Source organism: Dactylosporangium thailandense (assembly GCF_059739745.1).
The window spans coordinates 9,948,819-9,963,243 of the sequence record NZ_AP029195.1; the positions used below are offsets into that span (position 1 = coordinate 9,948,819).

Sequence of the window (14,425 nt, forward strand, 5' to 3'; positions counted from 1 at the left end):
TTCAGAGCGCCCGAAGCAGCGCCCGAACCGACTCCCCGTAGGACGCCCCGAAGAGCGCGGTGTGCACGAGCATCAGATACAGACGATGCAGCGGTACGCGCTCCTGCCACCCGTCCGCCAGCGGATACGCCTCCCGGTAGGCCGCGATGAGCCGATCGTGGTGCGGCACCCCGCCCCACAGCCCGAGCAGCGCCAGGTCGGTCTCGCGGTGCCCGCCGTGCGCCGCCGGGTCGACCAGCCACCCCCGGCCGGTGTGGTCCCACAGCACGTTGCCCGGCCACAGGTCGCCGTGGATGCGCGACGGGGGCTCGTCGCCGCCGTAGTCCTCGATGTTCGCCAGCACCCGCTCGGCCGCGGCGACGTCGGCGCCGGTGAGCGCGCCGGTCGACGCCTCCAGGAAGGGGCGCAGGCGGTGCTCGGCGAACCACGGGCCCCACGGGCCGGGCGAGGGCTCGTTGGGCATCGGGAGCGTGCCGATGTATCCGGGCCAGGGCGCCCCGAACGCGTCGGCGCCCGCCCGGTGCAGCCCGGCCAGCCCCCGCCCGAGCTCCTCGGCGCCCCGCCCCGTGGCCTCGCCGTGGTCGATCCACTCCAGGGCCAGCAGGTCCGGCAGCTCGGCGATGATCTCGGGCACCGGGGCGGCGCCCGCCTCCCGCAGCCAGCGCAGGCCCGCGGCCTCGGCGGCGAAGAAGCCCGGCGGCGGGTCGGCGAGGGACTTGGCGAAGAGCGAACCGCCGTCGTCCAGGGTGAGCCGCTGGGCGGTGCAGATGGAGCCGCCCGGCACCGGCGTCTCGCGGATGCGCTGGTGCTTGATGAAGACGGGCAGCTGGGCCGGGTGCTCCCGCAGGTACTGCAGGTCCATTACTCGGACCTTTCCAGACGATGGGTCGCGTCCAGACGATGGGTCGCGGCAAGGGCCGGTGGCACCACGGCTCCACCGATCAGGCTCAGCAGGCTCAGCACCCGGTCGGCGGTGCCCATGTGCCCGGCGTGCAGCGCGTGGTAGCCGAAGTGCAGGATGCCGAACACCGCCGTGGCGATCCCGGCGAGCCAGCTGACCGCGGGCTGGTCGGCGATCGCGGCGCCGAAGAACAGCGTGGCGAGGGTCAGCATGGTGGCGCCCAGGTCGACGGTCAGGTGCTGGTTGAACGGCGGGTAGGAGGCCGTCCAGTGCAGCCCGAAGCCCGGGAACGTGCCGAAGAAGTGGCGCGGGGCCGCGACCGCCCAGGCGCCCCAGGCGAGATTGAGCAGGCCGAGGGCGGTGAAGCCGAGCCGGCGGACCGGTCGGACGAGGTTACGAAGCGGCGGCGGCAAGGGCGTCACGCGCGTCATCGTACGAGCGCAGCACCTCCTCCACCGGAGCCACGATGTGGGTGCGGGCGACGCCGGCGATGGCGTTGCGCATCCGCCGCTCGGCCCGGGCCCGGGCGCGGCGGGCGGCGATGGCGGCGAAGGGGCGTACGACGACGGTCAGCAGCAGACCGAAGAGCAGGCCGCCGCCGAACAGCACGGTGGCCAGCGGAACTCCGGCACCGACCGTGGGCCCGCTCACGTTGGGCAGGCCGAGCAGGGCGAACACGGCCCGCACGGCGAGCCAGACCAGCCCCGCGAAGGCGACGGCGGCGCCGAGCCACTGCAGCGCGCCGACCGCCCGCCACCAGGCCGGGCGGCGGCCCAGGCCCAGGTCGGCGGAGGCCACGGCGACGTCGAGCGCGTCGGGCACGTCGTCGACCCGCGAGCGCGACGCGTCGGTGATCGCGGCCGGCCACGGCTCCGGCAGCCCCTGGGCCGCGCTCGTGGCGACCTCGCGGGCGGCCAGCGTGACCGCGGCCTTCTGCGCGGCGGTGGAGTCGGGCAGCGAGGTGGCCTCGGGGCGCTCGACGGCCCCGGGCTCCAGGTGCAGCCGCTTGAGCGGGTCGGGGCGCATCCGGCGGGCCCAGCGCAGCAGCGGCCAGCCCAGGGAGGCGGCGGCCCGGTGCTTGTAGGTGCGCTCGGTCGCCGCGGCCACGATCGGGGCGCCCGCGGCGTCGGCGAGCGCGTCGGCGAGGCGGTCGACGGTCTGCGGCGGTACACCCGCGGAGACCTTGGCGCCGGAGACGACCAGCGGCTGCAGGGCGGCGACCGCGTCGGTGACGTCGCCGTTGAGGCGCAGCAGCGCGGCCTGGCGGGCGGCGACCGTGCGCTCCAGCGCGACGCGCAGCGGGCCCAGGCCGGGCTCGCCCTTGGCCGAGGTCGCGAAGGCGGGCACGCCGCCGAGGCCGTCGTTGTCGAGCAGCCGGCCGAGGTCGGCGATCAGGCGCTCGGAGTCGGCCCGGGTGAGCCGGTCGGCCTGGTTGAGCACGACCACCGTCACGTCGCGGTGGCGCTGGAACTGGGCGAGGTACTGCTGGTGGACGACGCGGTCGGCGTACTTCTGCGGGTCGAGCACCCAGACCACCAGGTCGACCAGGCGCAGGAGGCGGTCGACCTCGAGCCGGTGGCGCTCCTGCACCGAGTCGAAGTCGGGCAGGTCGAGCAGGACGAGCCCGCGCAGGGCGGCCTGGTCGTCGCCGTCCAGCGCGCTCTCGCGGGTGAACCGCCGGTTCGGGGGCACGCCGAGCCAGTCGAGCAGCGGGCCGGCGCCGGCCTGGCCCCACACGCAGGCGTGGGCGACGCCGGTGGTCGGGCGGCGTACCCCGACCCGCGACAACTGGAACCCGGAGACCGCGTTGAACAGGCTCGACTTGCCGCTCCCGGTCGCACCGGCCAGCGCGACGACGGTGTGGGCACGGGAGAGCCGCAGCCGCTCGCCGGAGCGGTCGATCACGGTGCGGGCCGCGACGAGCTGCTCCTCCGGCACGTGGCCCTCGGCCGCGCCGACGAACCGGTGCAGCGCCTCGACCCGCGTGACGAGCCGATCCGCGTTGACGGGCTGCCGCGGCACCATCTGCTTCACCCGCTCGACCAGGCTCATGATCTGTCAACCTCCGGCCGGGCGTTGTGGATTGCGGTGCTCAGCGCGCGCAGCCGGGGGGAGAGCTCCTCGTCGACGCCGGCGCCGGTCAGGGCGCTGGTGAAGCGGTCGGCCTCGGCGGCGAAGAGGGCCGCGACCCGCTCGGCGAGGCTTTGCCGGGCGCGTTCGGCCAGCGAGCGTACCGCCTGGTCGCCGAAGATGGCCTCGAGCACCTTCTGGGCCGCGATCGTGGTGCCGCCGGCGACCGCGATCTCGGCCCCGGTCGGGATGAACGCCGTCGCGGCGAAGACGCTGACCATCACCAGCAGGCCGGTCGCGTTGACGGCGTAGGCGCTGGCCTTGGCGACCACCCGCCGGTCGCCGGCCTCCGTGCGGACCAGGTCCAGCACCGAGCGCTGCCAGTCGCGCACGAGCCGGTCGATGCGCTCGTCGAGGTCCTCCGAGGGGTGCACGAGCCCCGGTGCGGCGTCGAGCAGCGCGGCCCCGGCCGGGTGCGCCTTCCACGCGGCGCCGGCCCCCTCGGCGGCGTCGGTGGCGGCCGCCTTGAGCAGCACTCCGAGCCCGGATCCGAGGGCCTGCTGGAACTGCTCCCCCGGCGCCGGCCGCCCGGTGATCGCGGCCACCGCGCGGTCGCGCAGCTTGCCGACCCGGGCCTGCAGCGCGCGCATGATGTCGCCGGTGCCGACGAGCTCCTGCCAGCGGGCCAGCACCTCGCCGCGCAGCAGCGCACCGTCGTGGATGCCGTGCTCGACCGACTCGGTGGCCGCCCGGTAGGCGACGTGCACCGCGTCGCTCAGCGTCTTGGCCGCCGCGACCTGGTCCTCGGCCGCGGCCGCGAGGATCACCACGTCGACGGTGAGCGCGTCGATGGCCCCGCCGACGGTCTGGCGCACCACGGCCGCGCGGGCCTCGGCGTCGCGGGCGAGCCGGGCCAGCCAGCCGTGCAGCGAGCCGATCTGCGCCTCGCCGAGCAGGCCCTGGCTGTCGAGGCGGGTCTCGGGCAGGACGAAGAGCGGCACCCCGCCCAGGTCCTGCTGCCGCAGCATCTCGGTCAGGTGCGGGGCGATCTCGTCCGCGGCGCCGCCGCCGGGCACCCGGTCGAGCACGAGCGCGACGGCGGTGCCCCGGTTGCGCGCGGTGCGCAGCAGGTTCCAGGGCACGGCGTCGGCGTAGCGGGCCGCGGTGGTGACGAAGAGCCAGAGGTCGGCCGCGGCGAGCAGCTGCCCGGCGAGCTGCCGGTTGGCGTCCACGACCGAGTCGATGTCGGGCGCGTCGAGCAGGGCGAGCCCGGGGGTCAACGCTTGGGCCGAGACGACCTGCAGCGAGCGGTGGTCGCCGTTCGGGCCGCTGGTGCGGGCCAGCGAGGGCAGCAGACTGGCGCGGGAGAACCACGACATGTCGGCCGGGTGGCAGACCAGGACCGGCGCGCGGGTGGTCGGGCGCAGCACCCCGGCCGGGCTGATCGGGGTCCGCACCAGGCTGTTGACCAGCGTGGACTTGCCGGCGCCGGTGGAGCCGCCGACGACCACGAGCAGCGGGGCGTCGAGGCGCTCGAGGCGGGGCAGCAGGTAGTCGTCGAGCTGGGCGACCATGCCCGTGGCCACGGTGCCGGCCCGCTCGGCGCTGGGCAGCGGCAGTGTGAATCGGGTCACCCGGACCGCGTCGCGCAGCTCGGTCAGCCGCTCCTGCAGCACGTCACCGGGGGTATCGTCGCCGTCACGCGGACGCGGTGGACGACCGGCCGATGGGGCATCCGACGAAAGGGTCGGACCCGTCGACCGGGCGGACACCGACTCGCCCTGTGTGGTCACGGGTAAATCGTCCATGATGCGGCTCGTCAGCGCCATGCAACGGGCGTGAGCATCGATGCCACCGAGCGCGACGACGCACGGGAATCACCCGGCCCCCGCCGGAGTTGCGTCAGGCAGACTCAAGGTTCCACTTGACGATCGAGCGACTCGTGGCACTATTGAGTGACAGTCACTCAACTTCGCGGCCGGCGGTCAAACGCCGACTGCCCCATGGAGGTCAAGCAGCTATGGCACGTGCGGTCGGCATCGACCTCGGAACCACCAACTCGGTGGTCAGTGTCCTGGAGGGCGGCGAGCCCAGCGTCATCGCCAACGCCGAAGGTGCGCGCACGACGCCGTCGATCGTCGCCTTCGCCCGCAACGGCGAGGTGCTCGTCGGTGAGGTCGCCAAGCGGCAGGCCGTCACCAACCCGGACCGGACCATCCGCTCCGTCAAGCGCGAGATGGGCACCAACTGGGCCATCGACATCGACGGTAAGAAGTACACCCCGCAGGAGATCTCCGCGCGGGTCCTGATGAAGCTCAAGCGCGACGCCGAGGCCTACCTGGGCGAGCAGATCACCGACGCGGTCATCACCGTGCCGGCATACTTCAACGACGCGCAGCGCACCGCGACCAAGGAGGCCGGCGAGATCGCCGGGTTCAACGTGCTGCGGATCGTCAACGAGCCCACCGCCGCGGCCCTCGCCTACGGCCTGGACAAGGGCTCGAAGGAGCAGACCGTCCTGGTCTTCGACCTCGGCGGCGGCACCTTCGACGTCTCCGTCCTCGAGCTCGCCGAGGGCGTCGTCGAGGTCAAGTCGACCTCCGGCGACAACCACCTCGGTGGCGACGACTGGGACGAGCGCGTGATCGACCACCTGGTCAAGACCTTCCGCGGCCAGCACGGCATCGACCTGTCGGCCGACAAGATGGCCATGCAGCGCCTGCGCGAGGCGGCCGAGAAGGCCAAGATCGAGCTGTCCGCGGCCACCACGACGTCGATCAACCTGCCCTACATCACCGCCGGCCCCGACGGCCCGCTGCACCTGGACACCCAGCTGTCGCGCTCGGAGTTCCAGCGGATGACGCAGGACCTGCTCGACCGGACCAAGGTGCCGTTCGAGTCGGCGATCAAGGACGCCGGGATCAACGTCGCCACGCTCGACCACGTCATCCTCGTCGGCGGCTCGACCCGTATGCCGGCCGTGACCGACCTGGTCAAGCAGCTCACCGGCAAGGAGCCCAACAAGGGCGTCAACCCGGACGAGGTCGTCGCCGTCGGCGCCGCCCTGCAGGCCGGCGTGCTCAAGGGCGAGGTCAAGGACGTCCTGCTGCTCGATGTCACCCCGCTGTCGCTGGGCATCGAGACCAAGGGCGGCATCATGCACAAGCTGGTCGAGCGCAACACGACCATCCCGACCAAGCGCTCCGAGGTCTACACGACGGCGGACGACAACCAGCCCTCCGTGCTCATCCAGGTCTTCCAGGGCGAGCGGGAGATGGCGGCGTACAACAAGCGCCTCGGCACCTTCGAGCTGACCGGCATCCCGCCGGCGCCGCGTGGCGTGCCGCAGATCGAGGTCACCTTCGACATCGACGCCAACGGCATCGTGCACGTGTCCGCGAAGGACCTGGGCACGGGCAAGGAGCAGTCGATGACGATCACCGGCGGCTCCGCGCTGCCGAAGGACGACATCGAGCGGATGATGCGCGACGCGCAGGACCACGCCGACGAGGACAAGCGCCGCCGCGAGGAGGCCGAGACCCGCAACCTGGCCGAGGCCCTGCAGTGGCAGACCGAGAAGTTCCTGGCCGAGAGCGGCGACAAGATCCCCGCGGAGTCCCGCGAGCAGATGAACGAGGCGCTGGGCGACCTGCGCAGCGCGCTCGGCGGCAACGACACCGAGCGGATCAAGGCGGCGCACGAGAAGCTCGCCCAGGTCTCGCAGCAGGCCGGCAGCGCGCTGTACGAGCAGCAGCGCCAGCAGGCCGCCGGTGACGCGAGCGGTGCCGCGGGCGGCGCGCCCGGCGGGGCCGGTGCCACGGGTGCCGCCGGCGGCAACGGTCCCGAGGACGTCGTGGACGCCGAGATCATCGACGAGGACAACAAGAAGTGACGGATGCCAAGAAGCCGGCCGCGCCGGAGGCGCCTGAGGCCGACGCCGTGACGGTCGACGAGACCGTCACGGCGGGAGCCACGGAGGAGCCGGAGGAGGAGAAGCCGGTGGAGGGCGAGATCGTGGACGAGGAGTTCACGGTGCACGCCCCCGCCGAGGGTCCGAATCAGGCGGCGGCGCAGGGCACCACCGACGACACGCACCAGCACGGGCTGGGCGCGGAGCTGGCGGCCCTTCGCACCGAGCTCGACGAGCGGACGCGTGACCTGCAGCGGGTCACCGCCGAATACGCCAACTACCGCAAGCGGGTCGACCGCGACCGGGCGCAGGTGGTCGAGCAGGCGAGCGCCAACGTGCTCGGCGCGCTGCTGCCGGTGCTCGACGACCTCGACCGGGCGCGCGATCACGGCGACCTGGTCGGGCCCTTCGGGGCGGTGGCGGAGCAGCTGAACGCCGCGCTGACCAAGTTCGGGCTGACCGTCTTCGGGGCCAAGGGCGACCCGTTCGACCCGACCCGCCACGAGGCGGTGGCCCATCTGACCTCGGCCGAGGTGGCCGAGCCGACCTGCATCGACGTGATGCGGCGCGGCTACCTCCTCGGCGAGCGGCTGCTGCGACCAGCACTGGTCGCGGTCGCCGACCCGGAGTAGACGAACGCCTGGAGGAGGTGGCGCAATGAGTTCGAAGGACTGGTTGGAAAAGGATTTCTACGCGGTTCTGGGCGTCACCAAATCCGCTCCCACCGACGAGATCAAGAAGGCGTACCGGAAGCTCGCGCGGGAGTTGCACCCCGACCGGAATCCGAACAACGCGGCGGCCGAGGAGCGGTTCAAGGCGGTGTCGGAGGCCTATGACGTGCTCTCCGACCCGGCGCGGCGCAAAGAGTACGACGAGATGCGGTCGCTGTTCGGCGCGGGGCAGTTCCGCCGCAACGCCCGGGCCGGTGGCCCGGCGGGCGCGGGCGGGCCCGGGTTCGACTTCACCGACCTGTTCGGCAACGCGGGGTCGACCGCCGGTGGCGGCGCCGGCCCCGCGGGGGCCGGCGGGGACCGGCGCTTCGGCGGCGCGGGCTTCTCGGACCTGTTCAGCTCGATCTTCTCCGGTGGCGGCGCCGCTCCCGCGACCGGACGGCGCAGCCGCGGCCGGGACGTCGAGACCGAGGTCGTGCTCAACTTCGTCGACGCGGTGCAGGGCGCGACGCTGCCGATCACCCTGCGCACGCCCGGCACCTGCGAGACCTGCCACGGCAACGGCGCGGCACCCGGCTCGTCCCCCCGGACCTGCCCGAAGTGCCGCGGCCTCGGCGTCGTGAGCAGCAACCAGGGCTCGTTCAGCTTCACCGAGCCCTGCCGCGAGTGCCAGGGCGTGGGCACCATCGTCGACGAGAAGTGCCCGGAGTGCCACGGGACCGGCGGGGTCACCAAGACCCGCACGATCAACGTGCGCATCCCGGCGGGCGTCTCCGACGGCCAGCGCATCCGGCTGGCCGGACGGGGCGAGCCGGGGGCCCGGGGCGGGTCGCCCGGCGACCTGTTCGTGCTCATCAAGGTCCGTCCCGACCCGGTCTTCGGCCGCAGCGGCGACGACCTGACGCTGACGGTGCCGGTGACGTTCGCGGAGGCGGCTCTCGGGGCCGACCTGCGCGTGCCGACGCTCGACGCGGCCGTCACGCTGCGGGTGCCCCCGGGCACCCCGAGCGGGCGGACGCTGCGGGTGCGCGGCAAGGGCGTCGCCCGGCGCGACGGCAACGTCGGTGACCTGCTGGTCACCATCGATGTCCACGTGCCGGCCGAGCTGTCCGAGAAGGCGCGGCAGGCTCTGTCCGACTATGCGGCCGCGGCGCCGCCGGCTCCTCGCGAGCGGCTCGACGCGATCGCACGGGAGCGCAGTAGTTATGAGCGATGACGAAGACATCCAGAGCGAGGTCTTCATCAGCTTCGAGGCGGTCTCCGACGCCAAGGTCCTGATCATCTCGATCGCGGCGCGGCAGGCCGGGATGCACCCGCAGACCCTGCGGCAGTACGACCGCATGGGCCTGGTGCAGCCCGGCCGGACGGCCGGCGGCGGGCGCCGCTACAGCGAGCGCGACGTCGCGCTGCTCCGCGAGGTGCAGCGCCTCAGCCAGGAAGAGGGCGTCAACCTCGCCGGCATCAAGCGGATCATCGAGCTGGAGGGCATGGTCGGCGACCTGCGGCAGCGGGTGGCCGAGCTCGAGGCCGAGCTCGTGCGCACGCGCACCCGGCTGGCGCAGATCGAGGCGGCGGGCTTCCCGCGGCGCGATCTCGTGCCGTCCAACCAGCATCAGACCGCGCTCGTGGTGTGGCGTCCGGCCAAGAATTCCTGACGGACGTTTGGCTCGCGCGCGGCAGGGGCACCACTGGATCAGGGAATGGTGCGGTCGTTCCGGAGGCTGACCGGGGCGGCAAGCGCAAGGGGTGTGGTCACCTCGAGGGGCGTCTCGCTATTTGCGAGACGCCCCTCGTATTTGGTCCACGATAGGGTGACAAATCCGTCTATGTACGGGTTCACGGTAAGTAAGCGACCGCTTCCCCTCTTCCCATGCAACCTGGTGCCGGGCTAAGTTGTCGCCAAACCAAGGACCCCTGACGGTTGTTATAACCCGCTGGCCACGGGAGCTGACGGTGAGCGTGACAGAGGCGGGATTCCGGGGCTTCGAGAACCCGGTCGACCCAACCCCGGCGGAGCTGCGAGCGTGGGCCTACCACCCCGACGCGTCGCTGCTGTCGACGATGCCGCCCGACTGGGACCTGCTGGTCGCCGGCGACCGGCTGATCGGCACCCTCTTCGAGCTGGCCATGGACCCGGGCTGCCCGGCGCGCCGCTTCGCCCTGCACTGCCTCTACATCTACGCCGCCGACGGCATCCGCACGCACTTCCGCGCCCACCCGAAGCGGCGGCTGAAGAAGTTCGTCGAGCAGGCCGAGGACAACGGCGACGAGCTGCTCGCTACGTGGGCGCACAACGTGCGCATGCTCCTGGCCCGCCCCGACCTCTTCGAATACCACGACTGGTGCGAGGGCGGCCTCGTGCGCCAGCCCCGGCGCCTCAGCTGACGCTCGAGGCTAGAGACTTTCGATCCCGCTGAGGTCTACAGTGTCGTCGTGAGCCAGGACCGGCCGGACATGCGCATCTCCGACGCCGAGCGGGAGCTCGTGGTCGCTCAGCTCAACGCCGCCGTGTCCGAGGGCCGGCTGACGCTCGCCGAGTTCGAGGAGCGCGTCGACGGCGTGCTGCGGTCCCGCACGTTCGGCGAGATCGAGCCGTATGTCGGGGACCTGCCGCAGAAGGGCCCGATCGCCGCCCCGGAGCAGCAGGAGATCCGCAACCACGCCTCCAGCCTCAAGCGGGTCGGGCGCTGGACGGTGCCGCGGAAGCTGCTCATCAGCACGCGGGCCGGATCGGTCAAGCTCGACTTCACCGAGGCCCAGTTCACCTCCCAGCTGGTCGAGGTGCGGCTGGAGGCCCGGTCCAGCTCGATCGAGCTGGTGCTGCCGCGCGGGGCGACCGCCGACATCGACAGCATCGCGCCGCGCTCGAGCTCGCTCAAGCAGAAGGTGCCCGCCGCCTACGACTCGACCGGCTCCGGGATCGTCTTCCGCATCGGCGGCGAGGTGCGCAGCAGCAGCGTGCGGGTGCGCTACCAGCGCAGGTTCTGGCGCTGGCGCTGGTGAGACGCCGCCGCGTCCTGGTCTTCGCGCTCGCCGCCGCCCTGGTCACGACGTTGAGCGCGGGCTCGTGTGCGCCGAACAGCACCCCGCAGGCGGAGCAGACCCCGGACGGGGACGTCTCCTACGAGGACGTGCCCACCGCCTATCCGAGCACCGATCCCAAGGACCGGCAGACCGTCGTGCCGGTGCCGAAGGGCACCTCGCCCCGCGGCGTCGAGTTCGCCGACGCCGGCACCGGCTATGCGCTGTTCACCTCGTGCGTGGCCGGGACCACGTGCAAGGCCGGGCTCGCGCTCACCCTCGACGGCGGCGCCAGCTGGGTGGCGCGCGACCTGCCGTTCAACGACGCGCTCGACATCGACATGCGCCTCGGCCGTGGCAACGTGCTGATCCTCAAGGCGGCGCCGGACGGGTACTTCATCTCCCGCGACACCGGCCGCACCTTCGAGCGCCGTCCGCTCACCCCGCCGCCGGTCGAGCTCAACCTCGCCGATCCGCAGTACTCGGTCGGCTGCCAGGACCCCGCCGCGAACGGCTGCGCCGACGCCCAGCCGTGGGTGGTGGGCGACGACGGCAACCGGGCCCCGCTGCCGGCCCGCCCGTCCGGCCAGCACGACTGGACCGGCCTCACCGCGGCCGCGAACGGCACGCTCTGGCTGACCGCCCGCTCGTCCGGCGGCGCGGCCGGCTCCTCGCCCGCCGGCGGCACCACGATCAGCGTCTGGAGCAGCTCCGACCACGGGCGCACCTGGAAGTCGCAGGGCAGCACGATCGCGCCCCAGCCCGACGCCGTCGTCCGGCCGTTCGTCTCGCCCGACGGGCAGGACGTGTGGCTGGTCGGCGCCCAGTTCGCGGCCCGCATGGTGGCGGGCCAGGCCTCGAACTCGGCGGTCGCCTGGAGCGAGTCGACCGCGATGCGCGAGGTCACCCAGGTCTTCAGCGCCGAGGTGCTGCCCGGCCATCGGCTGCTCGTCGCCAGCGGGCAGGGCGTCTGGCTCGTCGACGAGCGGCAGCGGGTGCGCGACACGGGAGCCCGGCTGATCTTCCGGCTGCGGCGCATCGATGCCACGACGATTCTCGGGTACCCCGCCCAGCAGTCCGGCGACGTCTGGCTCTGCACCGTCGGCGACCAGGGATGTGACTGGGTGCACGTGGGAGTCTCGGCGCGATAGTTCCGTGACGCTCGGCAAATCAGAGTTGAGTGGAATAGACTCAACCCCGTGGGTGTCGTACCTCCTGTAGGACGCACTGGACCGAGGAGTCTGCGAGCAAACGATGAACGCCGAACGCCTGACCACCAAGAGTCGCGAGGTCATCAAGGCCGCCGTGGACGCGGCGAGCCAGCGCGGACACGCGACCGTTGAACCCTGGCACCTGCTCCTGACGCTGCTGGACACGGGCGGATCGACCGCCGCCGGCCTGCTGCGTGCCGTCGGGGCCAACCCGGCCGACGTGCGCCGTGCCGCTCTGCACGCCGTCGAGCGGCTGCCGAGCGCCCGCGGCTCGAGTGTCGTGGAGCCCAACGTCGCCCGCGAGTTCGCCAACGCGATCGCGGCCGCCGAGCAGATCGCTCGCCCGCTGGGCGATGAGTACACGTCGACCGAGCACCTGCTGGCGGGCCTCGCGCGCGTCGGCGGACAGGTCGCGACGCTGCTGAAGGACGCCGGGGCGACCGAGCAGACCCTGGTCGCGGCGTTCCCGCAGATCCGCGGGGGCGACCGCAAGGTGACCTCGGCCGATCCGGAGCAGACCTTCCAGGCGTTGGAGAAGTACGGCGTCGACCTCACCCAGTCCGCCCGGGACGGCAAGATCGACCCGGTGATCGGCCGCGACGCCGAGATCCGCCGGGTGATCCAGGTGCTGTCCCGGCGTACCAAGAACAACCCCGTGCTCATCGGCGAGCCCGGCGTCGGCAAGACCGCGATCGTGGAGGGCCTCGCCCAGCGCATCGTGGCCGGCGACGTGCCCGAGTCACTGCGGGACAAACGCCTGGTCAGCCTCGACCTCGGCGCCATGGTGGCCGGCGCGCAGTACCGCGGCCAGTTCGAGGAGCGGCTCAAGTCCGTGCTCGAGGAGATCAAGGGCTCCAACGGGCAGGTCATCACGTTCCTCGACGAGCTGCACACGGTCGTCGGCGCCGGCAAGGGCGAGGGCTCGATGGACGCCGGCAACATGCTCAAGCCGATGCTGGCCCGCGGCGAGCTGCGGATGGTCGGCGCGACGACGCTGGACGAGTACCGCGAGCACATCGAGAAGGACCCGGCCCTCGAGCGGCGCTTCCAGCCCGTCGTGGTCGGCGAGCCCACGATCGAGGACACCATCGGCATCCTGCGCGGGCTCAAGGAGCGCTACGAGGTCCACCACGGCGTGCGGATCACCGATGCGGCGCTGGTCGCCGCGGCCGCGCTGTCGGATCGGTACATCACCGACCGCTTCCTGCCGGACAAGGCCATCGACCTCGTCGACGAGGCGGCCTCCCGGCTGCGCATGGAGATCGACTCGCGCCCGACCGAGGTGGACGAGGTCGAGCGCAACGTGCGCCGCCTCGAGATCGAGGAGATGGCGCTGGCCAAGGAGCCCGACCAGGCCTCGGCCGAGCGGCTCCAGCGGCTGCGGGCCGAGCTCGCCGACCGTCGCGAATCGCTGAGCGCGCTCACCGACCGCTGGCAGAACGAGAAGGCGCACATCCAGAAGATCTCCAACACCAAGGAGCAGCTGGAGCAGCTGAGGCTCGAGGCCGAGCGGGCCGAGCGCGACAACGACCTGGAGAAGGTCTCCGAGCTGCGCTACGCCGTGATCCCGGGCCTGCAGCGGGACCTTCAGCAGGCCGAGAGCGAGCTCGTCGCCCTGCAGTCCGCGGGCGCGATGCTCAAGGAGGAGGTCTCCGCGGACGACATCGCCGCCGTGGTCGCCTCCTGGACGGGCATCCCGGCCGGCCGGCTCTTGGAGGGCGAGACCGCCAAGCTGCTGCGCATGGAGGACTCGCTGCGCAGCCGGGTCATCGGGCAGGACGCGGCGATCCAGGCCGTCTCCGACGCGGTGCGCCGCGCCCGGGCCGGCGTCGCCGATCCCGACCGGCCCACCGGCGGATTCCTGTTCCTGGGCCCGACCGGCGTGGGCAAGACCGAGCTGGCCAAGGCGCTCGCGGAGTTCCTCTTCGACGACGAGCGCGCGATGGTGCGCATCGACATGAGCGAGTACAGCGAGAAGCACAACGTCGCCCGGCTCGTCGGCGCACCGCCCGGCTACGTCGGCTACGAGGAGGGCGGCCAGCTCACCGAGGCGGTGCGGCGGCGGCCGTACACCGTCGTGCTGCTCGATGAGGTGGAGAAGGCCCACCCGGACGTGTTCGACGTGCTGCTGGCCGTGCTCGACGACGGCCGGCTCACCGACGGGCAGGGCCGCACGGTCGACTTCCGCAACACGATCCTGATCCTGACCTCGAACCTCGGCTCGGAGGTGCTCGCCGACGACCCGACGCTCCTGCCGGAGCAGCGCCGCGACGCGGTCATCGCCGCCGTGCGGGGCCACTTCAAGCCGGAGTTCGTGAACCGGCTGGACGACATGGTGGTGTTCAACGCTTTGTCGCAGACCGATCTGCGTGCCATCGTGGAGATTCAGCTCGATGCGCTCGGCCGCCGTCTGGCCGACCGCAGGCTCACGCTCGACGTGTCCGACGCCGCACGTGACTGGCTGGCCAGTCTTGGGTATGACTCGGTCTACGGGGCCCGCCCCCTGCGCCGCCAGATCCAGACGTCGATCGGTGACCAGCTCGCCAAGGCACTCCTGGGCGGCGAGATCCGGGACGGGGACCGGGTGCTGGTCGACCTGTCCGACGACAAGAAGACGCTCACGGTGCGGGCCGGCTAGCCG

12 protein-coding genes are annotated in these 14,425 nt (G+C 72.5%); 8 read left to right on the forward strand and 4 right to left on the reverse strand.

What is annotated here, in order from left to right:
* Position 1: 1 nt before the first annotated feature.
* Genes AC6JBM_RS44225 through AC6JBM_RS44240 form a run of 4 tightly spaced genes read right to left on the reverse strand, consistent with a single transcriptional unit; the run spans position 2 to position 4,764 of the window.
* The gene (locus AC6JBM_RS44225) at positions 2–862 is read right to left on the reverse strand and encodes a fructosamine kinase family protein (RefSeq protein ID WP_497979682.1); all 861 of its coding nucleotides are present in this window, start codon (positions 860–862) and stop codon (positions 2–4) included.
* Positions 862–1,323: a hypothetical protein gene (locus AC6JBM_RS44230; protein ID WP_497979683.1), complete on the reverse strand. Its 462-nt coding sequence runs from the start codon at positions 1,321–1,323 to the stop codon at positions 862–864. The genes AC6JBM_RS44225 and AC6JBM_RS44230 overlap by 1 nt, the downstream gene beginning before the upstream one ends.
* Positions 1,295–2,953: a GTPase gene (locus tag AC6JBM_RS44235; protein WP_497979684.1), complete on the reverse strand. Its 1,659-nt coding sequence runs from the start codon at positions 2,951–2,953 to the stop codon at positions 1,295–1,297. Before AC6JBM_RS44235 ends, AC6JBM_RS44230 begins: the two co-directional genes overlap by 29 nt.
* Positions 2,950–4,764, reverse strand: coding sequence for an ABC transporter (locus tag AC6JBM_RS44240; protein WP_497979685.1), 1,815 nt, complete (start codon positions 4,762–4,764; stop codon positions 2,950–2,952). The genes AC6JBM_RS44235 and AC6JBM_RS44240 overlap by 4 nt, the downstream gene beginning before the upstream one ends.
* Positions 4,765–4,991: 227 nt before the next feature.
* On the opposite strand from AC6JBM_RS44240, the gene dnaK reads away from it, so the two are divergent.
* The 8 genes from dnaK (at position 4,992) to clpB (ending at position 14,422) form a co-directional block, all read left to right on the forward strand.
* Entirely contained in the window at positions 4,992–6,863 is a 1,872-nt protein-coding gene (gene dnaK / locus AC6JBM_RS44245) for a molecular chaperone DnaK (RefSeq protein WP_497979686.1), read from the forward strand.
* Entirely contained in the window at positions 6,860–7,513 is a 654-nt protein-coding gene (gene grpE / locus AC6JBM_RS44250; RefSeq protein ID WP_497979687.1) for a nucleotide exchange factor GrpE, read from the forward strand. The genes dnaK and grpE overlap by 4 nt, the downstream gene beginning before the upstream one ends.
* Before the next feature lie 25 nt (positions 7,514–7,538).
* Entirely contained in the window at positions 7,539–8,768 is a 1,230-nt protein-coding gene (gene dnaJ, locus AC6JBM_RS44255; RefSeq protein WP_497979688.1) for a molecular chaperone DnaJ, read from the forward strand.
* Positions 8,758–9,207, forward strand: coding sequence for a heat shock protein transcriptional repressor HspR (locus AC6JBM_RS44260; protein ID WP_497979689.1), 450 nt, complete (start codon positions 8,758–8,760; stop codon positions 9,205–9,207). The genes dnaJ and AC6JBM_RS44260 overlap by 11 nt, the downstream gene beginning before the upstream one ends.
* Positions 9,208–9,505: 298 nt before the next feature.
* Positions 9,506–9,937 carry a hypothetical protein gene (locus tag AC6JBM_RS44265; RefSeq protein ID WP_350613963.1) on the forward strand — a complete coding sequence of 144 codons (432 nt, stop codon included), beginning with the start codon at positions 9,506–9,508 and terminating at the stop codon, positions 9,935–9,937.
* A 48-nt stretch (positions 9,938–9,985) separates the two neighbouring features.
* Complete coding sequence (locus AC6JBM_RS44270; protein ID WP_350613962.1) at positions 9,986–10,555, forward strand: DUF1707 SHOCT-like domain-containing protein; 570 nt, start codon at positions 9,986–9,988, stop codon at positions 10,553–10,555.
* Positions 10,552–11,724, forward strand: coding sequence for a beta propeller repeat protein (locus AC6JBM_RS44275; RefSeq protein WP_497979690.1), 1,173 nt, complete (start codon positions 10,552–10,554; stop codon positions 11,722–11,724). Before AC6JBM_RS44270 ends, AC6JBM_RS44275 begins: the two co-directional genes overlap by 4 nt.
* Before the next feature lie 103 nt (positions 11,725–11,827).
* The gene (clpB, locus tag AC6JBM_RS44280) at positions 11,828–14,422 is read left to right on the forward strand and encodes an ATP-dependent chaperone ClpB (protein ID WP_497979691.1); all 2,595 of its coding nucleotides are present in this window, start codon (positions 11,828–11,830) and stop codon (positions 14,420–14,422) included.
* Positions 14,423–14,425: the final 3 nt, after the last annotated feature.

Bases quoted from the DNA above. Each gene is read 5' to 3' on its own strand.
- AC6JBM_RS44225 (WP_497979682.1), bottom strand. From the start codon at position 862: ATGGACCTGCAGTACCTGCGGGAGCACCCGGCCCAGCTGCCCGTCTTC.
- AC6JBM_RS44235 (WP_497979684.1), bottom strand. From the start codon at position 2,953: ATGAGCCTGGTCGAGCGGGTGAAGCAGATGGTGCCGCGGCAGCCCGTC.
- dnaK (WP_497979686.1), top strand. From the start codon at position 4,992: ATGGCACGTGCGGTCGGCATCGACCTCGGAACCACCAACTCGGTGGTC.
- dnaJ (WP_497979688.1), top strand. From the start codon at position 7,539: ATGAGTTCGAAGGACTGGTTGGAAAAGGATTTCTACGCGGTTCTGGGC.
- AC6JBM_RS44260 (WP_497979689.1), top strand. From the start codon at position 8,758: ATGAGCGATGACGAAGACATCCAGAGCGAGGTCTTCATCAGCTTCGAG.
- clpB (WP_497979691.1), top strand. From the start codon at position 11,828: ATGAACGCCGAACGCCTGACCACCAAGAGTCGCGAGGTCATCAAGGCC.